The sequence below is a fragment of the Marinomonas sp. S3726 genome, from assembly GCF_000967665.1.
GTDB lineage: Bacteria > Pseudomonadota > Gammaproteobacteria > Pseudomonadales > Marinomonadaceae > Marinomonas.
Map to the genome: position 1 here is coordinate 407,174 of NZ_JXYC01000004.1, position 26,625 is coordinate 433,798.

Annotated in this window: 25 protein-coding genes; 13 read left to right on the forward strand and 12 right to left on the reverse strand. The window is 42.5% G+C overall.

Going from position 1 to position 26,625, the window contains the following annotated elements:
• Positions 1–66 precede the first annotated feature (66 nt).
• The 6 genes from TW85_RS03035 to TW85_RS03060 form a co-directional block, all read right to left on the reverse strand.
• Complete coding sequence (locus TW85_RS03035) at positions 67–1,239, reverse strand: LPP20 family lipoprotein (RefSeq protein ID WP_084616084.1); 1,173 nt, start codon at positions 1,237–1,239, stop codon at positions 67–69.
• The gene (locus tag TW85_RS03040; protein WP_046015588.1) at positions 1,193–1,792 is read right to left on the reverse strand and encodes a penicillin-binding protein activator LpoB; all 600 of its coding nucleotides are present in this window, start codon (positions 1,790–1,792) and stop codon (positions 1,193–1,195) included. The genes TW85_RS03035 and TW85_RS03040 overlap by 47 nt, the downstream gene beginning before the upstream one ends.
• Before the next feature lie 63 nt (positions 1,793–1,855).
• Positions 1,856–3,547 (reverse strand): hypothetical protein, encoded by a 1,692-nt coding sequence (locus TW85_RS03045; RefSeq protein ID WP_046015589.1) that lies wholly within the window; start codon positions 3,545–3,547, stop codon positions 1,856–1,858.
• Between the two features lie 208 nt (positions 3,548–3,755).
• The gene (secB, locus tag TW85_RS03050; RefSeq protein ID WP_046015590.1) at positions 3,756–4,214 is read right to left on the reverse strand and encodes a protein-export chaperone SecB; all 459 of its coding nucleotides are present in this window, start codon (positions 4,212–4,214) and stop codon (positions 3,756–3,758) included.
• 54 nt (positions 4,215–4,268) lie between these two features.
• Positions 4,269–4,523, reverse strand: coding sequence for a glutaredoxin 3 (gene grxC / locus TW85_RS03055; RefSeq protein ID WP_046015591.1), 255 nt, complete (start codon positions 4,521–4,523; stop codon positions 4,269–4,271).
• A 10-nt stretch (positions 4,524–4,533) separates the two neighbouring features.
• Positions 4,534–4,950 (reverse strand): rhodanese-like domain-containing protein, encoded by a 417-nt coding sequence (locus tag TW85_RS03060; protein ID WP_046015896.1) that lies wholly within the window; start codon positions 4,948–4,950, stop codon positions 4,534–4,536.
• A 127-nt stretch (positions 4,951–5,077) separates the two neighbouring features.
• Here TW85_RS03060 and TW85_RS03065 point away from each other — a divergent pair, with 127 nt between their 5' ends.
• On the forward strand, positions 5,078–5,764 hold the full coding sequence (locus TW85_RS03065) for a hypothetical protein (protein WP_046015592.1): 687 nt from the start codon (positions 5,078–5,080) through the stop codon (positions 5,762–5,764).
• A 43-nt stretch (positions 5,765–5,807) separates the two neighbouring features.
• On the opposite strand, the gene TW85_RS03070 is transcribed toward TW85_RS03065, so the two are convergent.
• Both TW85_RS03070 and TW85_RS03075 read right to left on the reverse strand, forming a co-directional pair.
• Positions 5,808–6,605 (reverse strand): DUF1338 domain-containing protein, encoded by a 798-nt coding sequence (locus TW85_RS03070; protein ID WP_046015593.1) that lies wholly within the window; start codon positions 6,603–6,605, stop codon positions 5,808–5,810.
• 156 nt (positions 6,606–6,761) lie between these two features.
• Positions 6,762–7,628, reverse strand: a complete 867-nt coding sequence (locus TW85_RS03075) for a LysR family transcriptional regulator (RefSeq protein WP_046015594.1) — start codon at positions 7,626–7,628, stop codon at positions 6,762–6,764.
• Between the two features lie 165 nt (positions 7,629–7,793).
• Between TW85_RS03075 and TW85_RS03080 the strand changes: the two genes are divergently transcribed.
• The 12 genes from TW85_RS03080 to TW85_RS03135 all read left to right on the forward strand — a co-directional run bounded on the left by TW85_RS03080 (position 7,794) and on the right by TW85_RS03135 (position 22,614).
• The gene (locus tag TW85_RS03080) at positions 7,794–9,341 is read left to right on the forward strand and encodes an aldehyde dehydrogenase family protein (protein WP_046015595.1); all 1,548 of its coding nucleotides are present in this window, start codon (positions 7,794–7,796) and stop codon (positions 9,339–9,341) included.
• Positions 9,342–9,418: 77 nt separating this feature from the next.
• The gene (locus tag TW85_RS03085) at positions 9,419–10,687 is read left to right on the forward strand and encodes an FAD-binding oxidoreductase (protein WP_046015596.1); all 1,269 of its coding nucleotides are present in this window, start codon (positions 9,419–9,421) and stop codon (positions 10,685–10,687) included.
• 175 nt (positions 10,688–10,862) lie between these two features.
• Positions 10,863–11,789, forward strand: a complete 927-nt coding sequence (locus TW85_RS03090) for a LysR substrate-binding domain-containing protein (protein WP_046015597.1) — start codon at positions 10,863–10,865, stop codon at positions 11,787–11,789.
• A 103-nt stretch (positions 11,790–11,892) separates the two neighbouring features.
• Entirely contained in the window at positions 11,893–13,422 is a 1,530-nt protein-coding gene (gpmI, locus tag TW85_RS03095) for a 2,3-bisphosphoglycerate-independent phosphoglycerate mutase (protein ID WP_046015598.1), read from the forward strand.
• A 37-nt stretch (positions 13,423–13,459) separates the two neighbouring features.
• On the forward strand, positions 13,460–14,599 hold the full coding sequence (locus TW85_RS03100) for a peptidoglycan DD-metalloendopeptidase family protein (protein ID WP_046015599.1): 1,140 nt from the start codon (positions 13,460–13,462) through the stop codon (positions 14,597–14,599).
• A gap of 81 nt (positions 14,600–14,680) precedes the next feature.
• Complete coding sequence (locus TW85_RS03105; RefSeq protein WP_046015600.1) at positions 14,681–15,940, forward strand: S41 family peptidase; 1,260 nt, start codon at positions 14,681–14,683, stop codon at positions 15,938–15,940.
• Positions 15,941–15,962: 22 nt separating this feature from the next.
• On the forward strand, positions 15,963–17,222 hold the full coding sequence (locus TW85_RS25900; protein ID WP_052701808.1) for a divergent polysaccharide deacetylase family protein: 1,260 nt from the start codon (positions 15,963–15,965) through the stop codon (positions 17,220–17,222).
• 395 nt (positions 17,223–17,617) lie between these two features.
• Positions 17,618–18,739: a branched-chain amino acid ABC transporter substrate-binding protein gene (locus TW85_RS03115; RefSeq protein ID WP_046015601.1), complete on the forward strand. Its 1,122-nt coding sequence runs from the start codon at positions 17,618–17,620 to the stop codon at positions 18,737–18,739.
• A gap of 100 nt (positions 18,740–18,839) precedes the next feature.
• Complete coding sequence (locus TW85_RS03120) at positions 18,840–19,751, forward strand: branched-chain amino acid ABC transporter permease (protein ID WP_046015602.1); 912 nt, start codon at positions 18,840–18,842, stop codon at positions 19,749–19,751.
• Positions 19,752–21,023 carry a high-affinity branched-chain amino acid ABC transporter permease LivM gene (livM, locus tag TW85_RS03125; protein ID WP_046015603.1) on the forward strand — a complete coding sequence of 424 codons (1,272 nt, stop codon included), beginning with the start codon at positions 19,752–19,754 and terminating at the stop codon, positions 21,021–21,023.
• Positions 21,020–21,904 (forward strand): ATP-binding cassette domain-containing protein, encoded by an 885-nt coding sequence (locus tag TW85_RS03130; RefSeq protein ID WP_046015604.1) that lies wholly within the window; start codon positions 21,020–21,022, stop codon positions 21,902–21,904. Before livM ends, TW85_RS03130 begins: the two co-directional genes overlap by 4 nt.
• Complete coding sequence (locus TW85_RS03135) at positions 21,901–22,614, forward strand: ABC transporter ATP-binding protein (protein WP_046015605.1); 714 nt, start codon at positions 21,901–21,903, stop codon at positions 22,612–22,614. Before TW85_RS03130 ends, TW85_RS03135 begins: the two co-directional genes overlap by 4 nt.
• A 98-nt stretch (positions 22,615–22,712) precedes the next feature.
• On the opposite strand, the gene TW85_RS03140 is transcribed toward TW85_RS03135, so the two are convergent.
• The 4 genes from TW85_RS03140 to glnL all read right to left on the reverse strand — a co-directional run bounded on the left by TW85_RS03140 (position 22,713) and on the right by glnL (position 26,551).
• Positions 22,713–23,270, reverse strand: coding sequence for a Sua5/YciO/YrdC/YwlC family protein (locus tag TW85_RS03140; protein WP_046015606.1), 558 nt, complete (start codon positions 23,268–23,270; stop codon positions 22,713–22,715).
• 125 nt (positions 23,271–23,395) lie between these two features.
• Entirely contained in the window at positions 23,396–23,776 is a 381-nt protein-coding gene (locus TW85_RS03145) for a DUF3461 family protein (protein WP_046015607.1), read from the reverse strand.
• Between the two features lie 265 nt (positions 23,777–24,041).
• Entirely contained in the window at positions 24,042–25,469 is a 1,428-nt protein-coding gene (glnG, locus tag TW85_RS03150) for a nitrogen regulation protein NR(I) (protein ID WP_046015608.1), read from the reverse strand.
• A 17-nt stretch (positions 25,470–25,486) separates the two neighbouring features.
• On the reverse strand, positions 25,487–26,551 hold the full coding sequence (glnL, locus tag TW85_RS03155; protein ID WP_046015609.1) for a nitrogen regulation protein NR(II): 1,065 nt from the start codon (positions 26,549–26,551) through the stop codon (positions 25,487–25,489).
• Positions 26,552–26,625: the final 74 nt, after the last annotated feature.

Genomic DNA, 26,625 nt, shown 5'->3' on the forward strand with positions numbered 1-26,625 from the left:
AGCAGACATAAAAAAAGCCTCATAAGAGGCTTTTTTTATGTCGCTTTCAGAAGGTTTTAGCTTTGCTTATTGAGCATTGGCCAAATTACCTTGTGTTAAATAGGTAAAAACTTCATCGGCTAAAGATTTAGCTGCTTTTTTATAGGCAGACTGAGTGGCTTGTTCTGGTGTGGCAGAAATACCTCGACCAGTTAAGCTCCAGCTTGCCAACATTTTAGAGCTATCATGGGTAACTTCATCAAGTGATGCATTCAGGTTAACAAACTGATAAGTGCGTCCTTCTTTTACTTGCTTGTTAGTACTAATGTGCAAGTTAATACGGAGAGGGCTGCTGGCTTTACTCGATGGGGTTAAGCCCTTATCTGTTAGCTCACTGCGTAGCACCTTGATTAAAGATTGGCTTCTCGCGGATTGGCTACTCACTTGAATCGAGAGTTGCGTTAACAGACTAGATAGCTGCTTTTCTAAGCCTTTAATCGTCTCGCTTTTAGCTGACGCTAGGTTAGCGCTTGTGCTGTATAGCTGTAATAGATCAAGCTTTTGTGCACGTTCAGACAAGATAGGGAGAGCCGGCAAAATAGATTGCCATTGCTCAACCAGATTACCTTGGGTTTTTGCTTCAAGGGCGATGGCTTCTAGTTGAGAGTCTAGTTCTGTTATCTCACGACGTAAACGCGCCGTAATTTTTGCTCTATCAAGGCGTTGCAGTACATAAACGTATTTGCCTGTAGCCACATTTTCAACAGTTTCACTTTGCTCTAATACTAAAGACTCAGTGTCCATACGCGTGGTTGATGAAAAGGATTTCAACACCTGCTCAGACTGTGACGTGTTTTGGCTTACCTGAGTGCTTTGTACATTGCTTTGAGAAACCGTGACTCTTAGCTGATTGGCCATGTCTGCATTAGCTTGCTGACGTGCACCTTTAATATCGGCGACCAAATCTTCCGACTGAATCACACTGCCAACACCATAAAGGTAGCGTGCATCACTTGGCGGTGATAACACCCAGCTAGGAGTCGCATTTTTTGCGGCTGTATTAAGCGTGCTGCTGCTTGCTTTAGCGGCAGGTGCTGCTTGGTTTGTATTAGCAACTTGAGTTGGTTCGCTTGAGTCATCTGATTTCACAAATAGCTCGGTGCAAGCACCGAGCATCAAGCTAGAAACTAGAATTAAAGAGCGGGACCACATGTTAGAAGAAGCTCTTATCGGCAAGTTTCTTAAGTTTTTTCTGTCCATTCCAAACTTCCCTATTGGTTGTCATATCAATCAATTTTAGGTCAACTTGATAGAAGGTCACACGCTTGTCCCCATCGGAATCAACAATAGAGTTGATTGTGCCTGAAAGAGCAAAACCAGCACCTTGTTCTTCACCAAATTGTGCAGCAGTACCTTCGGCAGCATTTAGCTCTTGGTCTTCTCTTTCGGTACGAATGTCAGCTCGTTCGCTACCTGATGCAACAAAATCAACTTTGCCAGCACGTAATAGAGAGCGCTTTATATCGTTGATAAAGGTATCAACAGGAATGTGTTCATGACTCTTGTTGCGGATGCTTTGTACGATAACAGTTGGGTTGCCTGAGTTTTTGAAACTAAAATCTCTAAACCAAGGGAAAGACAGCATGTCTGTCATCATCTCTTCAGCGACTAGGCTAGAGTCTTTATCGTTCCAGCGGTCTGATAAAGCAATTTCTTCATCAACTGATACACGTTTTACACTGGTTGAACCACATGCCATCAACATCAGGCTTAGGATACCAACCGCAAGGGTTTTCCAAGAAAAACTAGTCATTTTGTGCTTCCTTTATTAGCAATGTCTAAAACCTTTATCTCTAGGATGAGGTTATATCAAAAGTTAGTTTGGGTTACGAATATTCCAAACTTTAATTTGGTTTTTATTTAATTCAAATGGGTCTAACGTGAAGTTTCTACCATTGGTTTGGTAATTTAGAGACTGTAAGCCTGTATCCGCTGCTTGTCGTGTTAAACGTATTTGAGCTGGCAGAGTCGACCAATTTCGAGTTTCAGATGATGCGGATGCCAATACGGCGATTTTACCGACAAAGCCTAGCAACAAGCTGGCTGTCTCATCTTGCACTTCACTGGACACTTTATAGGCCAAGTAATTGCGCAAAAGTTCCCTTAGCAAGGTCTCATAGATATCACGGCTTGCTTGGCTGAGTTGTACTTGCATAGTGATGTCAGCCAAGGACGTCATACGTACGGAATCATGCTTGCTAGCACCAGAGGTTGCTAAACTTGAGCTGAGTTTGGTTTTAGTGCTGTCTAGCACTACAGGGTCGTAATAAGGGACAGCAATGCGAACAGGGGCTTCGCTTAGCATCTTATCTATGCCGACAGAACGTAATGAACGCCAGCCAGCATTGCCTAAAATAATGCGTTTAGTGAATACGCCAGCAAAAGTATTCCAAGCTCCCCCCGCCTGATAGTTAGCAAAGAGGTTTAGTAAACCCTGATCAGCATAAACCATGCTAAACCAGCGTGAGGCATTATTCGCATCTTGGTGGGTGCCTGTGTAAAGTGGCTCTAGTACTAATGAATAACTTTGTGGGGATGCATATAACATCAAGTTGAGCTCTTTTCGTTCAGGCACAAAGCCCTGTTCTTCAAGAACAATAATTTCGGCTGGTTTTTTATCATAGTCTGCTAGCAATGCTTGATACTTTTTGTTGAGCTTTTCTTTGGCAAGGCTTGGGTATTCACTTTGCCAACCGCCTGCTTTTTTCATCATACGTATGGTATCAAGCCAAGCTCTTTGGCCTGCATCTTTAGGTAGATTATATTGCTTGGTATAACCTTTGTCGTAAAGGTTTGCTGAGGCTTGGTAAGCGATACGAGCATCGTCATACTCGCCACTTATTTCATACTGTAAGCCTTCCATGTACCTGGCCCAGGCATCGTCGCGGTAAACATAGTCATCACTATTTATGCCGCCAGTATAGAAACCAGAAAGCCAATCCACCGCCTTAGATAGAAAAGCCTTGTTAGCGCCATCTATGTCTTCATAGCTTGGGTTAAGTGCCGCAATTTCATTTAACTTAAGATCAATACGGCGGGATTCAACTAAGGCTGCATCAAGTAGGCTTTGACGTTCTTGTCGAGATTTCGCTTGTTCGGCAAGTGCAAGATAGTTGAGAGACTTGAAAAAGTTGATGTAAACACGTTCAAAGCCAGTCGGTTGGAAATCTCCTTGCATAGGGTTAGCAAGTAAAGCCCAAGAACGGCTACTGATACTCTCTTCTAGGAAGGTGTCGCTAAGTCTTTCTGCCTGTTCAAGAAGTTGATTACTGCGCTCATAATCACCTTGATACTGAGCTAATGCCCCTTTTTCTAATAGGCGTAATAGGTGGTCTTGCGAGCTATCTAGTGTCTCAGAGATAATCTCTTCGGCTTCATGCCATTGGCCTTGTTTAGCAAGGTCTCGGCTATCACTGATGCCTTGATTGTAAGTGGCACAGCCAGATAAAAATAAAACAGAAAGAAGGGCTAGGTAGGCGCTTCTAAAGTCCTTTTTGCATATATTCATGGGTAAACAACACAAGTATTAGGGCAATACAGGCACAGTAAAGGACCATCCAACGTATTTTCATACATCGGGCACAAGGCTTTTTCTTGCGGACACTTTTGGTTTTTGCCATGTTCTTCCCTGGGTGAGTGGAAACAATAAGCTGCGGTTGATTATTTATAACACAAAAAAAAGGGCAATTAAGCCCTTCTTTTTATCACTCAATAATTTATTGAGATGTTTCTTCAGCTTGCTGCTTCTTAAGGCTATCCATATAAAGCGCATCGAAGTTAACTGGTGCAAGCATCAAGGCAGGGAAGCTGCCTTTAACGCAAAGTGCGTCGATGTTTTCACGAGCATAAGGGAAAACAGTGCCTGGGCAGAAAGCGCCTAGAGCGTGGTGTAGCTGCTGATCGTCAAGACCTGCAATGGCAAACAGACCACCTTGTTGAACTTGAACTAGGAAAGCACTCTCGCCGTTGTTTTTAACATTAACAGTGACTTCTAATACTACTTCATACAGGTTTTCGCCTACTTGACGACTTTTAGTATTCAGTTCTAGACCAACTTCTGGTTTCCACTCTTCCTGAAAAACCATAGGTGAACGTGGAGATTCAAACGAGATGTCTTTTAAAAAGATACGTTGTAATGCAAGTTGCGGTGCAACTGCTTCTGTAGTTTCAGCCATTGTATTTCCTTAGTCTTATATATTTTTTAGTATTTTTAGTCAGGTTTTAATGCATTACTGAGACAGTAATGCATCTAACTTACCATTACGTTCCAAGGCAAATAATTCATCACAACCGCCGACATGATGCTCTTGGATCCAGATTTGAGGAACCGATGTACGGCCGCTCTTTTCTGTCATTTCTCGGCGTAGCGCAGATTGTCCATCAACATTAATTTCGTTGAATTCTACCTGCTTCATTTTCAACAATTGTTTCGCTCTAATACAAAAAGGACAATAGTCACTTGAGTAAATAGTTACCTGAGACATTTTGACCTCTCTAGTTAGTTACTAATGGCAAATTGGCACCTTGCCACTCAGCGATACCGCCTTGCATTTTATAGACAGTGTAACCTTCTTTTTGCAGCTCTTTCGCGCTCGCACCAGAAGTCATACCTGTTTTACAAACTAAGATGATGGGGTTTGATTTATGATTCTCAAGTGTCGCCATCTGATCTTTTATTTTTGTCGCTGGAATATTGATTGCACCGGTAATATGACCAGTTTTAAACTCAGCAGCAGGACGAATATCAAGGACAACAGCGGATTCGTTGTTCATCATGTTAGTGGCTTCTCCTGTGGACAAGCTACCAGCGCCACCTTTCTTCTCAACCCAAATAACAAGTGCTAGTAAGGCAATAAAGAGGGAAACCATTTCCCAATGGTTGGTGGAAAACTCAATTAGTTGGTTCATCATACGCGTAAGACCCATTAGACCTATCAAAAAACTGCAGGCATTATACACGGCAAAAGCAGGGCGTACATGATAGAAATAGAATCTCAGGGCGACTTGAATAAGTAGAAGAGGTAAAAGACGTAAGGATATGAATACTAAATTATTAAAAGCGGGTCTTGGTGCCTTACTGATTATCTTAGTGACGGGCTGTACCAGTCAGGTTAAACCGTCTCAAACACAAGCTAAAATAGAACCGCCGCTTGACGAAGTACAGCTGCTTAAACAGCAAAGATCACAATTACAGTTTCAGTTCTCTCGCCTAACCGATGAGTGGTGGCAAAGAAGCGGTGAACTTGCCTCGACCCAATCTGAATTACCTCTCCTATCCAATAACCCAGATACTATTGTTGAAATTAATCGTGTACTAAAAAACAAAAACGAGGTGCTGACAAAAAAGTTAATCGCACTTAATCAGAAAGTTGAAGCGAGAAAAAGAGGGGATATTGAAGGCATAAAGCTGAACTTAGCGCTTAAGTATGCGGGTTATAAAGTGGCAAATGCGGAAAAATCCAAAGCGGTACAGCCAAGCCAGATTAATCTAGTGCAAGGTGAAACGCAGCTTTGGCAGCTTTATACGAAACAAGGTTTAGTATTACCCAGAGTTGCTGTGACTTTAAGTGAAGCTAATCAGCTTTTTATTGAAAACCAATTGATTGCACAATTAGAACTCGATAAACCTAGCTCAAACTTTATTACCAGTGTCACTCTTTATGGTCAGCAGATTTATGCAGCAGGTCAGCTAGATATGATGTTGGCACCGACTATCGCGAAATAGTGGTGCCAACAGATTGGTCGTGCCAGAGAATCTTGGTGTGCAATTATTGATTAGTAGAATCAAAAATTTTGTCGGCATTACCTTCGATAAAGCTATCAAACACTTCACCGTTTTCCATCTTGTGTCTTAGGGCAAATTCATAGAAGCAAGATGGAATTTCAACCTTCTTAGCTGAAGAGAATTCAAACTTAATCTTATCCGCCATAGTTGAAGACTGCTCTAGGAAAAGCTCAGGTGTGCCTTTAATCAGACCACCAACTTCGTTTAGGGTATAACCTTCATCTATCAATAGCTGATTCACGCTTTCGATAGTGTCGAAGTTCTCTAGGTGGTTGATGCTAACAGTAAAGTGGTTAGCTTTAAGGCCCATAGTCGATAACCAGGCCGCATATTCACTTTCAGCAGCAAGGACTTGATACTCTTCGTAACTAGGCTTGCTCCACAAACGGCCTTGCCAAAAAATACTTGGAGATTGAACAACCTGTGCAGGAATTTGGTTAACTAATTTGTTAATCACCTCTTGCGCAACCTCAGACAGTTCATGAGATAGAAGCTCACTGACAAAAATCTTAGGTTGGGTTGGATCTGAATGTTTGAAACATTTAGCAAACAAGTGTTTCTTTTCAAAAGTGAAAGCGCCATAGGCTTGGTAGCCGATTTGCTCAAGCATAGGTGTTAGCTTGTCTAGGCTAATAGGAGAGTTCGCAAAGGTACGAAATGCCACATGGTCATTCAGTACTTTTTCACCCTTACTTTCAAATAATTCTTGGATGCGTTTTGCTTGTGGTGTGACTGCAATATAGCTGTGCCATAGGGAGTTGAAAAAATCTTGAACTAACATCTTGGAGTATCCTGTTTCAGTTGAGCTGCATTTAACTTGCATTAACTGTAGCGAATTATAGGACAAGTTAACAAAAGCTTAATTATCATCTTCTCATGCAAAAAAGTTGGGCATGACTTATATCATGGCTATTTAAGTCTCCATTGCTGTTTTCAGTTAGGTCTCTAGGGCTTGTTTTTGAAGCGCTTTTTGCAAGTCCATTTTACTATTTAAAATACTTTGTAAGAGCCTATTTGGCAGGCTTTGCGACTTATGATGCGCTAAACCAACTAGGCGTTTAAAGTTGGCATCATTAAGTGGCCGTAAGCAGATGTCTGATCTTTGTCTGGCTGAGTGCTCTGGAATCAAGGAGATGCCAAGGCCTGCTGCAACTAAATCGAGTGCGTATTCTTCGGTTTTTACCTGAGCTCTTACATCCACCTGAATGCCTTGCTTGTGAATTAAATAATGCCAAGACTCAATAATGTCGCAAGGGGTGCGACTAATAAAAGGTAAGCCGTCTATTTGTTTGAGGCTGATATCTTTTTGTTTCGCTAGAGCATGGTCTGGTGCCATCGCAAGCACATAATCGTCTTCCCACAAGGGATGGAAAATATCTTCACTGGTTAGGTAGCGTTGGCAGGTAAACCTCAAATCCGCTTGTTCAGATTCATCCACCAAATTGAGTTGTAAGTTTGGTACCTGTGCCAGCATGGTTTTAATTACCTGACTGACCAGAGAACCTGATAAAAATGGCATTAATGAAATGGATAAATCAAGGTTGCTTTGTTGAGTGTTGAAGAGACTAGGCAAGGCTTGTAAATCATTAATGACTTTACAGGCATGAGGATATAAGTCCTTGGCGTTATCGGTTGCTGTGACCCCTTTAGAGTGACGAGTAAAAAGGGAGACTTTTAATGCTTCTTCTAATTGCGCAATGGCGGCAGAGATAGAAGGCTGGGCAACAAAGCAGCGCTTTGCCGCTGCGCTCAAGCTTCTTTCTTCATAGACGGCTTTAAAATACCTGAGACTGCGAATATCCATAGTTTTGAACTCTATTAAACCAAGTAAAGTGTGATATTGGTTAAGAGTATGCGTTTAGCTATAGGAAAAAACTAGAGCATTACTAGGAAAAGTGTATTTCCTCTTTGTATTTGCTGGCAGTAGTCTTGATGGAAATCGTCACAATTTTTTCTATTTGAGGTGTTTATGTCGACTTTAACTTGTCTTGAAACCATTGGTATTAATCGTCTTCGTCAAGGTGATCATTTTTTTAGTGTGTTAACAGGTAACCAAGAAGCGTTGGGCCAAGGTGATAGCTTTACCGCCTCTAGCCCTATTAATGGTGAACCTCTGTCTTCTTTCAAAAATGCGAGCCTTGATCAGCTTGACTCGATTAACGAAGAAATGACCCAAGCTTTTAAAACCTTTCGTACTATTCCTGCGCCTCTTCGTGGTGAGCTAGTGCGCCGTATTGGTGATGAAGCGCGTAAATATAAGACGGAACTTGCTCAGATAATTTCTTTGGAGGCAGGCAAAATCATGCCTGAAGCCCTAGGTGAAGTACAAGAATGGATTGATGTGTGTGACTTTGCTGTTGGCCAATCAAGGATGTTACATGGTTTGAGTATTGTGAGTGAACGACCAGGTCATAGAATGATGGAGCAATGGCATCCGTTAGGCCCTGTTGCTGTGATTACTGCATTTAACTTCCCTATGGCCGTTTGGTCTTGGAATGCCATGCTAGGTTTAGTTTGTGGTAACCCAATTCTATTAAAACCTTCTGAAAAAGCCCCGCTCTGCGCGCTTGCCATGTATAGCATTGCTCAAAAAGTATTGGCTGATATGCCTGAGATTCCAAAAGCCGTATGCAGTGTGGTTATTGGTGATCGTAACGTGGGTGAAGCTATGGCGGCAGCGCCTACTTATCCACTTGTTTCTGCCACTGGCTCAACGGCTATGGGTCGTCAAGTGGCACAAACGGTAGCCGCTCGCTTAGGTCGTTCTTTATTAGAGCTTGGTGGCAACAATGCCATGATAGTATCGAAAACAGCCGATCTTGATTTAGCTTTAAGAGCCATTGTTTTCTCAGCAGCAGGGACCGCAGGTCAGCGTTGTACGACTTTAAGGCGCTTGATTACTCACTCTTCTGTTGTGGATGATCTAGTTGCGCGACTTGTTAAATCTTATGCCTCCTTGCCTATTGGTGATCCAATGGTAGAAGGGTCATTGGTTGGCCCTCTAGTGGACGAACAAAGCTTTAACGCGATGCAATCTGCTTTGGAGCAAGCTAAAGTTCAAGGTGGTGAAGTGGTGTTTGGTGGTCAGCGTGTCACAGCTAACGTGCCAAGTGGTGGTTTTTATGTACAGCCTGCAATCGTTCGTATTGCCCATGATGCCAAAATCGTTCAGCAAGAAACCTTTGCGCCAATTCTTTATGTACTGACTTTTGATGAGTTTGAAGAAGCCATTGAAATTCAAAACAATGTACCTCAAGGCCTATCCTCGGCTGTATTCACAGAAAGTATGCGAGAAGCTGAAGCCTTTATGTCTCCAGCGGGTTCTGATTGTGGTATTGCTAACGTCAATATTGGTACATCAGGTGCTGAAATTGGTGGGGCATTTGGGGGCGAGAAAGAAACGGGCGGCGGCCGAGAGAGTGGTTCTGATGCATGGAGAAGCTATATGCGTCGCACCACAAATACAGTGAATTACGGTGGTGATTTGCCGCTAGCTCAAGGTATTGTTTTCGAGTAACGCTGTGTGATCTGAGTATCTCATTCTGGTTAGTCTTAAGGCTAACCAGGGCCTTTCTTAATATGCGAGGTAATAGCATGACCGACGCGAATTTATCCCTATGGCAGGCCTCTGCAAAAGAACAGATTAATTTAACTTCTTTAAGTGAATCGATACAGGTCGATGTTGCCATTATTGGCGCAGGTTATTCTGGATTGTCTTGTGCGCTTACTTTGGCTAAGCAAGGTGTGAGAGTCGCTGTGTTAGAGGCAAATACTGTAGGTTATGGTGGGTCAGGTCGTAATGTTGGTCTTGTTAATGCGGGGTTATGGATGCCGCCAGATGAGGTAGAAGCTGTATTAGGTGTTGAGGCATCAAACACGCTTTATGAGGCACTGGCACAAGCACCTGATATGGTTTTTTCATTGATTAATGATAATCAGATTGAGTGTGAAGCGACACGAAATGGTACCTTACATGCGGGTGTTGGTCGCATTGGTATGAAGCAGCTAGAAAGCCGTTATTTACAGTTAAACCAAAGGCAAGCCCCTGTGGTTTTGCTTGATGAAAATGAGGCAAGGGCTCGCATTGGTTCAAACGCTTTCTCTGGTGCCTTGTTCGATCCAAGAGCAGGGACAATACAGCCATTATCTTATGCATTAGGGTTGGCTAGAGCTGCCATATCTCAATCGGTTAGTATTTATCAAAATAGCCAAGTAGTGAGTATTGATGCTCACGCTCAAAAATGGCGGCTTAAATCGAGCTCAGGTGGCGAGGTACTAGCAAATAAGGTGGTCATGGCTACTAATGCTTATCCAGAAAAGCTTTTCCCTCAACTGCAGCAGTCTTTTGTGCCGATTCAATATAGCCAATTTGCAAGCCAAGCGTTACCTGATGAGATTTTAAAACGGATCTTGCCGAACAAAGAAGGTGTGTGGGATACCTGTACAGTGATGAGTTCACTTCGTCTTGATCAATCGGGTCGATTGATTTTTGGTGGTATGGGGGGAGCCGGGTTGAATACGCGTTTACGCGACTGGGCTGATAAAAGGGTTAAACAATTGTTTGATTACTTGCCTAAGCTTGATTGGCAATACGCTTGGAGTGGTCAGATAGCCTTTAGCCATGATCATTTACCCCACTGCCATTTGCTAGATGATGGCATTTATAGCCTTGTTGGTTATAGTGGCCGAGGTATTGGTCCTGGCACTGTAATGGGTAAAGAGTTGGCTCTACACCTTATTAATTCAAACCATAAAATGCCACTTGCAATGACTCAAGTGAACAAGGTTTCTTTGCGTGAAATGAAACGTTCCTTTTATGAGGTTGGGGCGCATATCTATCATTATGGCCAAGTTTTGACATGATCTTGATGGGTTTGAATCGGCTTTAGATATTGTTATCACAGTATTTTTATATTTTTGGGCTATTTCGGGGCGTTTTTTCGAAGAAATGGCTAATTTCCTCAGTTTTTTGTGTTGTCTTAGATCAAACTCGGTTACAGTTTCTACCTTCTTATGTAACAAGTTGTGGCAAATTTAAATGCGCCGATACCTACCGTCATCTACTGCCCTCAAATGTTTTGAAGCATCTGTTCGTCATCTGAGTTTTACCCGTGCTGCCCAAGAGCTACATTTAACTCAAAGTGCTGTGAGTCGACAAATTCGTAATCTTGAAGAGTTTCTCTCAAGGGATCTGTTTATTCGGCTTAATAAACGTTTGGTATTAACAGGGACAGGTGCGGCGTATTACAAAGAAGTGGTGCCCTTGCTAGATAGCATGGAAAGTGCCTGCTTAAAAATGCTACACAGGGAAGATGAAAAAATCTCCCTACAACTTGCTTCCTTACCCACTCTAGCTTCTTTCTGGCTAGTGCCTAAATTAGCTAACTTCCAACGTGCTCACCCACAATTTAATATCAAGGTGAATGCCATGGATGTTACCGATAATCTTGACCCTAAACAGGTCGATGTGATTTTGCATTATGGCGGTGATCATTGGCCAAAAGGGGTGTCGCATCATCTAATGAATGAATATGTGATTCCTGTTTGTTCACCCGCTCTATTAGCTGAAAAAGGTTTAACGGTTAACACAGCTAAACGCAGTGATATTAGCCACTTTCCTTTGATGCATTTGACTTCGCGCAGCAATGCTTGGTCCGAGTGGATGGCACAACAAGAGTTAGCTGCTAGCCATTTAACTGGGCCGGGCTTTGAGCACTTTCATATGTTGTTAGAAGCCGCTAAATCTGGAATGGGTGTGGCGATTATGCCAACCATGATAGTAAAAGAGGCTCTTGCCTCTGGAGCTTTGGTGGCACCATTTGGTGAAGCTTGTATGACGCCTCATGAATATTTCCTTTCTTACCCTGCAAATAAAGCTGATTTAGAGCAAGTCGTCACATTCCGTGATTGGTTGTTAGAACAGGTAGACCCACAGACCCAAGTTGAGTCTCTCGTTGTTGGATAATCAACCAAAATTAGCCCTAATTCGCTGAGATCTTGTAACAAAATTACAAGCCTGTGTTAGTATCGAAAGACGATGATTATTTAACTTAACGGGTATCGGTACAATGGCGAAGAAGACAACCGCACTTTTTATTTTGGATGGCTGGGGCTATAGCGAAACATCTAAGTCAAATGCAATTGCAGCGGCAAATACGCCTAACTGGGATAAATTATGGCAAACAAGGCCACATAGCTTGATTCAGACTTCAGGTATGGCGGTTGGTCTACCAGAAGGTCAAATGGGTAATTCAGAAGTGGGTCACATGAACCTAGGCGCAGGCCGTACGGTTTATCAAAACTTCACCCGTATTGGTAAAGCCATTGACGAAGGTTCGTTTTTTGATAATGAAGCCCTAGTAAATGCGGTTGATACAGCCGTTAAAGCAGATAAAGCCGTTCATATATTAGGCCTATTATCTGCAGGCGGTGTACATAGTCATCACGAACAAATTATGGCTATGTGTGAAATGGCAGTAAAACGTGGTGCTAATAAGGTTTATGTACACGGTTTTACTGATGGCCGTGATACGCCACCTCGTTCTGCACAAACACCAGTGGCAGAGCTTGAAGCGAAACTAACTGAACTAGGTACGGGCCGTATTGCGACCTTGACTGGCCGTTATTTCGCCATGGACAGAGATAATCGCTGGGAGCGAGTTGAAACTGCTTACAATGCAATTGTTTGTGGACAAGCTGAATACCAAGCACAAACGGCTGATCAAGCAATTCTAGCCGCATACGATAGAGATCAAAATGACGAATTCGTGCCAGCGACAATTGTTGGTGATGCCGTAAAGGTTGAAGATGGTGATGCCATTGTCTTTGCAAACTTTAGACCTGACCGTGCTCGTCAAATTACCCGTGCTTTTACCGAAGCAGACTTTGAAGGCTTCACACGTAAGGCAGTGCCAGAGTTAGGTACATTTGTTACCTTCACAGAATATGCCTCTGATATTAAAGCTGGTGTGGCTTTCCCACCGCTTGCTCTAAGCAACACCCTAGGTGAAGTACTTGCTAAACTAGGTAAAACACAATTACGTATTGCTGAAACTGAAAAATATGCCCATGTGACTTTCTTCTTTAATGGCGGTGAAGAAGCGTTATTTGAAGGTGAAGAGCGCGCTCTAATTCCTTCTCCTGATGTTGCTACCTACGATCTAAAACCTGAAATGAGTGCGCCAGAAGTTACCGATAAGCTGGTGGAAGTTATTTCAGCTGGTACCTATGACACCATTATTTGTAACTTTGCCAATGGTGACATGGTAGGACACAGTGGTGTTTTCGAAGCAGCCGTCAAAGCTGTCGAGGCCGTTGATGCCTGTATTGGTCGTGTATTAGAAGCTCTAGATGCGAATGGCGGTGCTTGTTTGATTACTGCAGATCACGGAAATGTGGAACAAATGTTAAGTGATGACGGGACTCAGCCGTTAACGTCACATACGATTGAACCTGTACCTCTGGTACTTGTCTCTCCTGATGCGAGTTTATCAATTAAAGGTGGTGCGTTAAGTGATATTGCGCCAACACTACTTGAAATGATGGCAATAGAAGCGCCGGCCGAAATGACAGGTCGTAGCTTACTATTACGAGATTAACCTGATCTGAATAGATTGAGAGTGTGGTAACGACTTTATGGGCAAATTGGTACTTATTTTGTTTGTGAGTCTTTGCTCCTTCTTTTCATTACATGTGTCTGCCGCAGAGCCCAAATCTGCGGCAGAAGCTGAGCAACAAATTAAGGCTTTGCAAGAAGAATTAAAGTCGCTCAATGTGTGGTTAAAAGAGGTGCAGTCAGAGAAATCACAAATTGAAGGGCAGTTAGAAGGTAAAGAAAAATCTATAAATGAGCTCTTGAAACAAATTAAAACCATTCAAGACAATATTAAACAGAGTGATGGTCAGCTCAAGGAGCTGGCCATAAAACAACGAAAGCTGAAAATAAGTATTCAGCAACAGAATCAACAGATAGCCGCCCAAATAAGGGCGGTTTATCGTTCTGGTGAGCAAGAAGGCATGAAATTTTTGCTCGATGGCCGTACGCCCGAAGAGATAATGCGTATGGTGAGATACAACCGATATTTCTCTCAAGCACGCCAATCTTTAATTAATGGCTATGGAATACAGGTAAATGAACTAAGCTTAATTGAAAAGAGCATGCGCTCTCATAGGGCACAGCAAGCGCGAGAAGAAGCTCGGCTAGTTGAAGAGCGCAAAGTGTTAGCTAAACAACAGAATGAGCGTCAGCAGATTCTGGCTAAACTTCAAAAGGATATTCGATCGGGAGGTAATAAGGCAAAAACGCTAAAACGTAATCAGCAACAGTTACAAGCCCTATTGCTTAAGCTTGAAGAAGCCTTAGCAGAAATGCCTGTTATTGATGAGAAGGTAGCGTTTAGTTCCTTGAAGGGTAAGTTAAATAAACCCCTAGGACGGTTAAATGTACTGCAAGAGTCAGGGCAAGTGAACTTAGGTGGCGTTACATTGTCTGCCAAAGAAGGTACTGAAGTGAATGCGGTTTACCACGGAAGGGTGATTTTTTCTGATTGGCTAAGAGGGTTTGGCCTAGTACTGATTTTGGATCACGGTGATGGATATATGTCTTTATATGGCTATAACCAGAGCTTGCTCAAAGAAGTCGGAGAGTGGGTAAATACGAATGACCCAGTCGCGACGGTCGGGAGTTCAGGTGGTCGTACTATACCGGGGCTATTTTTTTCTATTCGTCATAACGGTACCCCCGTTAACCCGCTTAAGTGGGTCAAACAAGGCTAAGCCTGCTTATTTGCATTAATAAGGTTGGTAAGCAAAACAGCAATCTTGATGCTAATCGTAGGTACAGTCAGAGGTTCAAGTATGAAATGGTTAAAAGAAATAAGTACAGCGTTTCTTGTGGTTGTGTTGAGCAGCTCGGTTGCGCAAGCCAAAGAGCAACAGGTCCCATTAGCGGAAATTCAATCCTTTGTTGAGTCTTTTGAAACCATCAGCCAAGGCTATGTGGACGAACTTTCTGATCAACAAATTTTAAGCAAAGCATTAAAAGGCATGGTTGCGGCACTGGATCCGCATTCAGAATATTTAACCCGAGAAGAAATCTCCAAATTCAGAGAAATGACATCAGGCAAATATGCAGGTGTTGGTATTGAAGTTGAAATGATTGAAGGACAGCTTGTCATTGTTTCTCCAATTGATGGTTCACCAGCTGCAACGGCTGGCTTGTTGCCAGGCGATACTGTTCTTCGTATAGATGACACCTTAATTAATGATATGGGTTTACAGGAAGTGATAGTGCTCATGCGAGGTGAAGTGGGTACGAAAATTCATCTGACCATAGAAAGAGAAGGCGATCTAAAAAACTTTGATATCATGCGTGGCCTAGTACAAAGTGCCAGTGTGACAAATAAATGGCTAGAAAATGATGTGGGTTATGTGCGTATCAGCCAATTTCAAGGCAGCACAGGTGTTGAGTTTCAAAAAGCGCTTGAGAGTATGAAAGCTGAGCACCCATTAGAGGGCTTGGTTTTAGACTTAAGAAATAATCCTGGCGGAGTCTTGCAAGGCGCTGTCTCTGTTGTTGATGCGTTTTTAAGTGATGGCATCATAGTTTATACAGATGGCCGACATAAAATGTCTAAAGCCCAATTCAATGCGACAAAAACGAAATACCTAGATGCTGTTCCTACCGTTGTATTAGTGAACTCTGGCTCTGCTTCTGCCTCAGAAATCGTGGCAGGCGCATTACAAGATCACAAACGTGCTGTGATTATGGGGACTGAAACCTTTGGTAAGGGCACAGTGCAAACCGTGGTGCCATTAACGGATGGTTCGGCAATCAAACTTACCACGGCGCTTTATTACACACCAAAAGGGCGATCTATTCAGGCTCAAGGTATTATTCCTGATATGGAAGTGCCTCAAGCTAACCTCGTAATACAGGATACGGGTTTTATTGTTAAAGAAGCTGATTTGAGTGGTCATATCGCAAATGGCTTAGGCGGTGAGGATAGAAATAGCCTAGATGCTGAAAATAGCTTCGATGATATTGCAAAAAACGACTTTCAATTGTTTCAGGCCTTGTCTGTACTCAAAGCCTTCCCTAAACTTGTGCCTCAATAAATCCTGTACTAGTTGAGAAATTATGTTTGACCCATTTCTGCGAGCAATAAAACGCTCGCAGCTTCTATTTGTAAGCCTATTACTAACGTCGTCTTCTTTCGTTTTTGCTGCTGAATCTGGCCCACTTGTCACTGAGGAGCCAGATACACTTGTTAACTCACTTGAGTTGCAAGCAGCTGCCTCGGATGAGGCTGATAATCTCGAGGAACTAGCACCAGCATCAAGTGAACTTGATTCAGAGTATGAGGCTCAAGCTGCCGGCCCTGAATTAGCGCTAGAAGCAGAGGCTGAAAAAGTAGAAGTGAAAGTGGCTGAAAAAGAGCCTGAAAAAGAGCTTCTTATTGTTCCACAAGAAACGGCAGACAGTGCCCAAGCACAAAACTCTCAGCCACTAGGGCCTGTAATAACGACACCAAAAGCGACGGCAGAAGTACCAACTAATCCATCAACACCCTTGTTGCCTAGTTATCCTAATATCAAGTTAACTGGTACTGAAGATGAATCTTTAGACTTTTTATGGCAAAAAACCTTCCCTACTCTCAAGCATTCAGAACCTGAAGCTATTCAGCTAGTTGAGCAAGACAAAGTCAAAACTAATACAGAAGACGTCACTGTAATTGATGATAGGCCAAGTATTAGCATTATTATCGATGACCTTGGTTATAACCGTAGAGGTATGGAGGAATCACTTTCTTTACCTGTAGAAGTCGCCTTGGCGATTTTGCCTCACACTCCTTTTTCGAAAAAAACAGCACTGGCTGCAACAGAGCAAACTCGTAACATTATCCTGCATGTGCCAATGGAAAATGAGAGGGAGCTTAAGCTAGGCCCAGGCGGACTGTATAAGAGCATGGGGGAAAAGGAGCTAAAAGAGACTCTGAAGGCTGGCATTGATAGTGTGCCAGGTATTCAAGGTATTAATAACCATATGGGCAGCCTGTTAACGCAGGATACTCAAAGAATGGAATGGGTCATGGAAGTCATCCAACCTATGGAGCTCTTTTTTGTTGATAGTTTAACTAGCCCGAATAGTGTTGCCTTAACCAATGCCCTTAAATTTAATCTGACGACGACACGTCGTGATGTCTTTCTAGATAATGTTCAGGATGAAAAAGCCATAGATAGGCAATTTAAGCGTCTAGTCGCGATAGCGAAAAAACGTGGTAAGGCGCTAGCGATTGGTCACCCTTATCCTGCGACTATGAGTTATTTATCGAAACGACTAACTAAGTTGGAAGATGAAGGTATAAGACTAATCTCAATTTCTGAATACATTGAATAAGCCTCAATAAACTTAATTAAACGAAATTAGAAAAATTTAGATAAGAAGTTTTTAAGAAAAACTTCTTATCTCTGCCGAAACCTATCTGTCTCAATATCCTTCTGTATATCGTATAAAATCTGCTAAAAGCAATGGAAATGCCTAGTTTTTGCTTATTTTTCAGGCAATTTCTTTTGTAATCCTTTGTTCTGGTAAAATATTATTTGGTTATTTATAACTCAATTGTGTTGACCTATCCGCTTGTTAAAGATTAATGTTTATCTCATATTAAGTCGCGAAACAGAGTTAATCTGGCACTTTATATGTTCCATTTGTTCGTTATTTCGAGCCAATGAATGGAACGCTTCTTGCTTTAATATAATAATCATAAACTGGAATGAGTAGGAGCTTGACTAATGTCAAATGCTATTGTGAAAAAATCTTTACTTTCTATCGCAATCGCTGGTGCTATGGGTGCATCAGTTCTAGCACAAGCGGATGTTGTAATTGGTGTAGCAGGCCCTCATACGGGTGCATATGCTGCATTTGGTGAGCAATTATGGCGCGGTGCTGAACAAGCCGCTAAAGACATTAATGCTGCAGGTGGTATTAATGGCGAAATGATTAAACTAGTAAAAGCTGATGATGCTTGTGAACCTAAACAGGCCGTTGCTGTTGCTAACCGTTTAGTAGATTCTGATGATGCTGTTGGCGTTGTTGGTCACTTCTGTTCTTCTTCAACTATGCCTGCTTCTGATATCTATGAAGAAGCTGGTGTATTAATGGTCACCCCTGCCTCAACTAACCCTCGTGTAACTGACCGTGGTCTATCTAACGTTTTCCGCGTATGTGGACGTGATGATCAACAAGGTGATGTTGCTGGCGCTTATATTATTAGTGAATTAAACGCGAAACGCGTTGCTATCATTCACGACAAAGATACCTATGGTAAAGGTCTGGCTGACGCAACTAAATCTGCGTTGAACAACTATGGTGTGACCGAAGTGCTTTATGAAGGTCTAACACGTGGTGAGAAAGACTTTAATGCCTTGGTTACTAAGATTCGTTCTGTTGATGCTGAAGTTGTTTACTTTGGTGGACTTCACTCAGAAGCTGGTCCGCTAGTACGTCAGCTACGTGAGCAGGGTTCTAAAGCTATCTTCATTTCTGGTGATGGTATTGTATCTAATGAGTTTGCAGCTGTTGCTGGTTCACCAGAATATATCGATGGTGTATTGATGACCTTTGGTGCGAACCCAAAATCTTATCCAGCAGGTAAAGCTGTAGTGGATAACTTCATCAAATCTGGTTATGACCCAGAAGGTTATACCCTGTATTCATATGCTGCAATGCAGGTTGTTGTTGAAGCCCTTAAGAATAATGACCTTGATCCTATCAAGGGTGCTGATTGGCTGAAAACAAACAGTGTTTCTACTGTAATGGGCGTTAAGGATTTCGACTCTAAAGGTGACCTTAAAGTGTCTGATTACGTTATGTATAAGTGGGATAATCAGGGTAACTATGTTCAAGTAAACTAATATTCTATTGGTTTACATTGGCATAATGCATGAAGATCACAGCCGGCTTGGCTGGCTGTGATTCATTTCTACGTTTTTAAAATCCCCACGAGGTCTTACGATGGATATCGTTCTCCAGCAGTTGGTTAACGGTCTTACCCTTGGGTCTGTTTATGGACTCATCGCTATCGGGTATACCATGGTATACGGCATTATCGGTATGATTAACTTCGCCCACGGCGATGTATACATGGTGTCCGCATACATTACTGCGATTGTTGTCGCATTATTATCTTTCTTCGGAATAGAATCCTTCCCGATTATTATTATCGGTACTCTCTTTATCACAATTGCCATTACTGGCGCATATGGTTGGGCTATAGAACAAATCGCCTACCGCCCCCTTCGTAATTCCGGTCGTTTATCTGCTTTGATTTCTGCGATTGGTATGTCCCTCATATTACAAAACTATGTGCAAATCAGCCAAGGCGCACGCCAGCAGGGTATTCCTACCATGCTTACCGGTGCTGTTAGGTTTGATGTTGGTGATGGTTTTGTTCAGATCACCTATATGAAACTGGTAATTTTGTTAGTGGCCTTCTTAGGCATGGGTACACTGACCTACATTATTCAGAGAACCAAGTTAGGCCGTATGTGTCGAGCGACGCAACAAGATAGAAAAATGGCATCCATATTGGGAATTAACACTGATCGTGTAATTTCCATTGTCTTTGTAATCGGTGCTTCCATGGCCGCACTAGCAGGTGTGTTGATTACATTAGATTATGGTGCTTTTGATTTCTATGTGGGCTTTATTATAGGGATTAAAGCGTTTACCGCTGCTGTACTCGGTGGCATTGGCTCCTTACCAGGTGCCATGTTGGGAGGAATCATTCTTGGGGTCTCTGAATCCTTGTTTGCTGGTTTGATTAGCTCAGACTACAAAGATGTTTTCTCTTTCTCCTTGCTTGTGATTATTTTGATTTTCCGTCCAAGTGGTCTTTTAGGTAAACCTGAGGTGGAGAAAGTTTAGATGAACGCAACAATTGATTATAAAAAGAGCACCATAGATGCCATCATCGCAGGCTTAATGGCATTAGTGCTATTTGGCCCTGTAGTGGGTGTTGTTCTGCAAGGCTATGGCTTTACCACTGAGTTTGATCGAGTAGCTTGGATGGTTGCAGTGGTCGCAATTGGTCGCTTTGTTATTTCAAGTTTCTTGCAATCCAATAAGGGTAAAGAGATTCTCTTCAAGCACAGCTCTGGCGATGATGCTGGTGTCGTGGTTAAGTCACCCGACTATAAATCCAATATGGTCTGGATTATTCCTGTTGTCATCTTAATCGGCTTGATGGTGCCTTTTATTGCATCTAAGTATGTACTGACAGTCATTATCCTAGGTTTGATTTATGTCTTACTGGGTTTAGGTCTAAACATAGTGGTTGGTTTAGCTGGCTTACTTGACTTAGGTTTTGTTGGTTTCTATGCCATAGGGGCTTACGGTTTAGCGCTTGGTTATGAATATTTAGGTTTAGGCTTTTGGTCTATGTTGCCTATTGCCGCTATTTTGGCTGCTATTGCTGGCGCCATCTTAGGCTTCCCCGTATTGCGGATGCATGGTGACTATCTAGCTATCGTAACCTTAGGTTTTGGTGAAATTATTCGATTGATCCTGAATAACTGGTCTGCCGTGACTCATGGTCCTAACGGTGTATCTGCGCCACTACCACAACTATTTGGTTTAGAGTTTAAGCGACGATCACGGGACGGTACGCCATTCCATGAATTTTTCAACCTAGATTACAACTCAGGTTTCAAGTACATGTTCGTTTACTTGATTCTATTTATTGTTGTGTTAATCGTGCTTCATGTTAAGCAACGTCTAGTGAAAATGCCGATTGGTCGTGCTTGGGAGGCCCTACGTGAAGATGAAATTGCCTGTCGTTCTTTGGGGTTAAACCACGTACTGGTTAAATTATCTGCTTTCATGATGGGCGCATCTGTTGCCGGCATTGCTGGTGTTTTCTTTGCAACCTACCAAGGCTTTGTTAACCCGTCTTCCTTCACCTTTATGGAATCCGCTTTGATTCTTGCGATTGTGGTATTGGGGGGAATGGGGTCAACCTTAGGGGTAGTGATAGCCGCCTTCTTCTTAACGGTAGCGCCAGAGTTGCTGCGGGAGTTTGCGGAATATCGTGTCCTCATGTTTGGTATCTTGATGGTAGTTATGATGATTTGGAAACCCCGCGGATTAGTCAGGGTGACACGTACCGGTTTTGCGACACGTAAGGGGGTATTGAAATGAAACAGGAAAATATCCTAGAAGTAGAAAACCTCGTGATGCATTTTGGTGGTATTAAAGCCTTAAACGATGTGACTTTTGATATTAGGCGTGGTTCAGTTTCAGCCCTTATTGGCCCAAATGGTGCAGGTAAAACCACAGTATTTAACTGTCTGACAGGCTTTTATAAAGCCACAGGTGGGCAAATTACTCTGGGTGCGAAAGGTAAAGAAACGAGCGTAATTAAGGTTCTTGGTGAACCTTTTAAAACCAGTGATTACTTTTCCCCTGTGGCATTTGCCAACCGTCTTAAATATAAGATGTTTGGTGGTTCTCACCTAGTGAACCGTGCAGGACTTGCTCGTACTTTCCAAAACATTCGTTTGTTCAAAGAAATGTCTGTAGTGGAAAACCTTTTGGTTGCTCAGCACATGACAGTGAAGGGTAGTATCATGTCAGGCATTGCTAATACTGAGTCTTTCAAACAAGCGGAAGAAGATGCTTTGCAAAAAGCCTTTTACTGGCTTGGTGTGGTAGACCTAGTTGCCCATGCCAACCGTTTGGCGGGGGAGCTATCTTATGGACAGCAGCGACGTTTAGAAATTGCGCGTTCTATGTGTACTAATCCTGAAATCATTTGTCTTGATGAGCCTGCTGCGGGTCTTAACCCTTCTGAAACAGATGCTCTAACTAAAATGATTCGTATCTTACGTGATGAGCATAATGTCACTGTGCTCTTGATTGAGCACGATATGGGTATGGTGATGGATATTTCTGACTATATAGTGGTGCTTGATCATGGTCAGGTCATTGCCAAAGGCGGCCCTGATGATATTAAGAATAACCATAAAGTGATTGCTGCCTACTTGGGTGCTGAAGACGAAGATGAAGAGGTAGGCCTATGAGTGCATTAATGCAATTTAAAGATGTTGATGTCTATTACGGTCCAATTCAGGCCCTTAAAAAAGTCTCCCTGGATGTGAATACGGGTGAAATTGTGACCTTGATTGGTTCCAATGGCGCAGGTAAATCAACCTTGCTGATGTCTATTTTTGGTCAGCCTAGAGTGTCTTCCGGTGAAATTATTTATCGCGGAGAAGATATCTCTAAAAAGTCAGCCCACTATGTGGCCTCTAACGGTTTGGCACAATCTCCAGAAGGACGACGTGTTTTTCCTGGTATGTCGGTGGAAGAAAACCTCTTAATGGGGACGATTCCAATCGGAATGAAACATGCTGATGAAGATATGCAAAAGATGTTTGAGATTTTCCCTCGTTTAAAAGAGAGGCGAAATCAACGAGCATCCACTATGTCTGGTGGTGAGCAACAAATGTTGGCGATTGCACGAGCTCTTATGAGTCGTCCAAAGCTGTTATTGTTGGATGAGCCGAGTTTAGGTTTGGCCCCAATCGTAGTGAAGCAAATCTTTGAAGTACTCAAAGAAGTTGCAGCGTCTGGTATGACTATCTTCTTAGTTGAGCAGAATGCGAACCATGCGTTAAAACTCGCTGACCGTGGTTATGTGATGGTAAATGGTGAAATCCGCATGACGGGAACAGGTGATGAACTGCTGGTGAACCCAGATGTTCGTGATGCCTACCTTGGCGGACATTAAACCTAGTTAAAATAAAAAGCCTCGTCTTGGATTCAAGGCGAGGCTTTTTATGAATTAGACAAAGCAATTATCTGATCAAATAGCTATTTGATATGACATTATTGCCTGATTACCTGATCATCCAATAAACTTTTTATTTGAGATGGTTGCTTTGATTGCCCTAATGGCACATCAAAAATTGCATCTATCTTATCTCTAAAATAAACCATTACCTCTTCTAAACTGAGGGCAGGATCTAACCCTGCAGGGTTTGCTGATGTAGAAACAATACAAGCATTAAATGCTTGGCAAATCGCTTGAACCCCCTCATGTTGGCTCAATCTTAGCGCAATACTTTGATGTTCTCCTCTTACCCAGGTTGGCGCTATGCCTTGGTCTGGTACTATCCAACTGGTGGGGCTAGGATAACGAGCCGTTAGCTTGCTCTGTAGTTCTGGGTTAAGTTGAGCTAACCAAGGTGCTAAATGGGCTTGATTCCCAGCGACTAGGATCATGCCTTTGTGCATAGGACGAGACTTAATATCAAGTAACTTGATAACAGCAGCCTGATTATGAGGGTTACAACCAAGCCCCCAAACGGCCTCAGTTGGATAGGCTATGATGCCGCCTTGTTGCAATACTTGGGCAATAATATTTGGGTCAGACGTTATTATCATGGTGCGGTATTTATAAACTGATATGAATAGGAGAAGTGATCAATAGCTAGACAGACGTAAGCCCCAGAAATGCATCCGAGGCTAGCATCTATATCTTGCTTAAGGCGTTTGCTGAAGACGCTAACTTAAGACATTGTTTCGATTTTTTCTTTTAGCTCAGCAATTTTACTTGTCATTACTTTTTCTAGGTGTACAAGCTCTTCCACAAGTTCAGCTTTAGTGATCTTGTCTTCTTTCTGCTTGCCAACTATTTTACCTAGCTCTTCAACCGCTCTTAGTACGACAAGAGATGGCTCTTGTACTTGGCGATAAGTTTGTTGTCCGCCGTCAGCTAGTACGGTTTTTGTTGAACGACCAAATTTGAACTTTTTACTTTTTGGAAGTAACGAACCTTTTTCACGACGATAGTAAACTTTTAAAACGTCATATCCATTTTCATAACGAAGTGTAAATTTTTCGATGTCGTCAAAACTAGTGACGCCCATTGATTCCAAAGTTTGATACATATTGATTGTCCTATCAGCTTATTTTGCTTTTTAAAAATAAATCCCTTCCTACCTATTTAACAGGAAGTCGTGTGGTTCAAAAGCTGATGTCTCGGGTAGAGGCCTGTAAAGTCGCTTTCATAACCACATTAGTTCATTACTAAATTATTGTGGGTACGAAAGCAAGTTTTTAAAGGATAAATGAATGGAATTCGTGAAAACTCCATTTTAATTAAAAAATAAGCTGATTTAGGTCGATTTTTTAAGTTATTAATAAGAAGAGGACTTAGTCCTCTTGCTCATTGCTATCTATACCTAACTCTTTAATTTTGCGTGTTAAGGTGTTGCGTCCCCAGCCCAATAACAGGGAGGCATCACGTCGACGACCGGCAGTATGTGTTAATGCTGTTTCTATCATGATGCGTTCAAATTTAGGAACGGCATCGTCTAGAATGGCTTTTTGACCTTGTGCTAAAGCATTATCGACCCAAGTCTTCAGACCATCTTCCCAGCTTGCATAATTGTTTTCACTTGGTGTGGTTTCAAGCAATTCTGGCGGTAAGTCTTGCACCAAAACCTCGCGTCCTGATGCCATCACGATTAACCAACGACAAGTATTTTCTAATTGGCGCACGTTACCGGGCCAATCCATACGGGCTAGGTAGTCTTCTGTTTCCTTGGTGAGCACTTTTGGTTCTACCGATAGTTCTTCTGCTGCTCGTTTTAAGAAATGGCGTGCTAGCTGAGGTATATCTTCACGTCTTTCTGATAGTTTAGGCAGGTGTACTCGGATAACATTGAGGCGGTGAAATAAATCCTCACGGAAAGATCCTTCGGTTACCTGACTTTCTAGGTTTTGGTGAGTTGCAGCAATAATACGCACATCAACTTTTACGGGAACATGACCACCCACGCGATAGAACTCGCCATCCGCTAATACGCGTAATAAACGTGTTTGCGTTTCTGCCGGCATATCTCCTATTTCATCTAGAAACAGGGTGCCACCATTTGCTTGCTCGAAGCGACCTCGTCTTAAGGTATTGGCACCAGTAAAAGCGCCTTTTTCGTGGCCAAACAATTCTGATTCAATTAAGTCGTGTGGAATGGCAGCCATATTAAGAGCGATGAAGGGGCTGGCAGACCTTGGGCTATGTTTATGTAACGCATGAGCAACGAGTTCTTTACCTGTACCTGACTCACCGTTGATAAGCACAGTGATATTTGAATTTGCTAATCGACCAATAGCTCGAAACACTTCCTGCATGGCAGGTGCTTCACCAATAATTTCTTTTTCAACAATTTCAAGCTCGGGTGCTTCTTCCTCTATGCTTGGCATAGATTTGTGATGATGCAAAATAGCGCGTTTTACTAAGCTAACGGCTTCTTCTACATCAAAGGGCTTAGGTAAGTATTCAAATGCACCACCTTGATAGGAGGCGACGGCACTATCTAGGTCTGAATGTGCTGTCATGATGATAACGGGTAAATAGGGGTTATCTTCTTGTATCTTGGTTAGCAGGGTTAAACCGTCCATGCCTGGCATACGGATATCGCTGATAATAACGCTTGGTTTTTCATGCTCTAGCAGATTCATTAGTGACTCTGCGTTATCAAATAGCTTGGCTTGAATACCTTCTTGCTCAAGAGTTTTCTCTAAAACCCAGCGAATCGACCTGTCGTCGTCGACTATCCATACTGTATCTTGTTGTGACATGTAACTTTCTCCTTGCCTCAATTTGCGCTTTCAATTGGCAGCAATATATTAAATTGGGTCTGATGAGGCTCACTCTTACATTCAATGAGGCCGTGGTGTTGGTTTATTATGGATTGTGCAATAGATAGGCCAAGTCCGGTTCCATCCGGTCGACCACTGACCATAGGGTAAAATAGGGTCTTTAATATTGGCTCAGGAATGCCTGGGCCATTATCTATCACGCTGATTTTACAAACCAATTTATGGCGTTTTGAGCCTATGGTGAACTGGCGTAAAGTGCGCGTCATGACGCGCACTTCTTTGTTATCTTGAGAGCTATCTTGCAGCAGAGCTTGCATCGCATTACGTACTACATTTAGTAGAGCTTGGATGAGCTGTGAACTGTCCCCCATGATGTCTGGAATACTTGGGTCATAATCACGAATAAAGCGAACCTGCTCATTCGCCTCGACTGTCACCAGTTGATTTACTCTCTCTATTACCTTGTGGACATTGAGAAGCTCTATTTGAGGTAGTTGTCTTGGGCCTAATAAGCGGTCCACTAAATCTCTTAGTCGATCGGACTCTTCGATAATAACTTGGGTGTAATCCTTAAGCCCTTCGTCTTTAAAGCTACGGCTAATAAGCTGGGCGGCACCACGTATGCCGCCTAAGGGGTTTTTAATTTCGTGTGCGAGACCGCGAATCAGCTCTTTACTGGTTTGATGTGTAACCAATAATTCGTCTTCTTGAGAAATACGCTTCATCCTATCTCTAGGGTATAACTCAATCAGTAAACTCTCTGTGCTATTAAGTGTGCCCATTACTGGCGTGACGGTATAATCCAAAAATAGTTTTTTGCCATTAGGCATTTCTAATCTGGCTTCACGTTTGGTAAAAGGGTAACCCGTATTAGCCGCATTATGTAACGCTGAAATGCTGTCTTCGTCTTCAAAGAAAACATTCTCAATACTTTGTCCATAGACACGGCGACGACTCACTGCTAATAGCATTTCTGCTGCAGGGTTGAGGTACTCGATAAGTAATTCATTATCTAGCTTTACTACGGCGGTTGATAAATGGTCAATCAGTAAACTATGCACGTTAATATCCTCTTACTTCCCTTTAGCTTTGCAAGATACGAACCAATCTTATAAAAGCGTTAAAAGAGGTCATA

Coding starts and splice junctions, on each gene's coding strand:
- TW85_RS03035 (WP_084616084.1), bottom strand. CDS start 1,239: ATGGACAGAAAAAACTTAAGAAACTTGCCGATAAGAGCTTCTTCTAAC.
- TW85_RS03040 (WP_046015588.1), bottom strand. CDS start 1,792: ATGACTAGTTTTTCTTGGAAAACCCTTGCGGTTGGTATCCTAAGCCTG.
- TW85_RS03045 (WP_046015589.1), bottom strand. CDS start 3,547: ATGAATATATGCAAAAAGGACTTTAGAAGCGCCTACCTAGCCCTTCTT.
- secB (WP_046015590.1), bottom strand. CDS start 4,214: ATGGCTGAAACTACAGAAGCAGTTGCACCGCAACTTGCATTACAACGT.
- grxC (WP_046015591.1), bottom strand. CDS start 4,523: ATGTCTCAGGTAACTATTTACTCAAGTGACTATTGTCCTTTTTGTATT.
- TW85_RS03060 (WP_046015896.1), bottom strand. CDS start 4,950: ATGATGAACCAACTAATTGAGTTTTCCACCAACCATTGGGAAATGGTT.
- TW85_RS03065 (WP_046015592.1), top strand. CDS start 5,078: ATGAATACTAAATTATTAAAAGCGGGTCTTGGTGCCTTACTGATTATC.
- TW85_RS03070 (WP_046015593.1), bottom strand. CDS start 6,605: ATGTTAGTTCAAGATTTTTTCAACTCCCTATGGCACAGCTATATTGCA.
- TW85_RS03075 (WP_046015594.1), bottom strand. CDS start 7,628: ATGGATATTCGCAGTCTCAGGTATTTTAAAGCCGTCTATGAAGAAAGA.
- TW85_RS03080 (WP_046015595.1), top strand. CDS start 7,794: ATGTCGACTTTAACTTGTCTTGAAACCATTGGTATTAATCGTCTTCGT.
- TW85_RS03085 (WP_046015596.1), top strand. CDS start 9,419: ATGACCGACGCGAATTTATCCCTATGGCAGGCCTCTGCAAAAGAACAG.
- TW85_RS03090 (WP_046015597.1), top strand. CDS start 10,863: ATGCGCCGATACCTACCGTCATCTACTGCCCTCAAATGTTTTGAAGCA.
- gpmI (WP_046015598.1), top strand. CDS start 11,893: ATGGCGAAGAAGACAACCGCACTTTTTATTTTGGATGGCTGGGGCTAT.
- TW85_RS03100 (WP_046015599.1), top strand. CDS start 13,460: ATGGGCAAATTGGTACTTATTTTGTTTGTGAGTCTTTGCTCCTTCTTT.
- TW85_RS03105 (WP_046015600.1), top strand. CDS start 14,681: ATGAAATGGTTAAAAGAAATAAGTACAGCGTTTCTTGTGGTTGTGTTG.
- TW85_RS25900 (WP_052701808.1), top strand. CDS start 15,963: ATGTTTGACCCATTTCTGCGAGCAATAAAACGCTCGCAGCTTCTATTT.
- TW85_RS03115 (WP_046015601.1), top strand. CDS start 17,618: ATGTCAAATGCTATTGTGAAAAAATCTTTACTTTCTATCGCAATCGCT.
- TW85_RS03120 (WP_046015602.1), top strand. CDS start 18,840: ATGGATATCGTTCTCCAGCAGTTGGTTAACGGTCTTACCCTTGGGTCT.
- livM (WP_046015603.1), top strand. CDS start 19,752: ATGAACGCAACAATTGATTATAAAAAGAGCACCATAGATGCCATCATC.
- TW85_RS03130 (WP_046015604.1), top strand. CDS start 21,020: ATGAAACAGGAAAATATCCTAGAAGTAGAAAACCTCGTGATGCATTTT.
- TW85_RS03135 (WP_046015605.1), top strand. CDS start 21,901: ATGAGTGCATTAATGCAATTTAAAGATGTTGATGTCTATTACGGTCCA.
- TW85_RS03140 (WP_046015606.1), bottom strand. CDS start 23,270: ATGATAATAACGTCTGACCCAAATATTATTGCCCAAGTATTGCAACAA.
- TW85_RS03145 (WP_046015607.1), bottom strand. CDS start 23,776: ATGTATCAAACTTTGGAATCAATGGGCGTCACTAGTTTTGACGACATC.
- glnG (WP_046015608.1), bottom strand. CDS start 25,469: ATGTCACAACAAGATACAGTATGGATAGTCGACGACGACAGGTCGATT.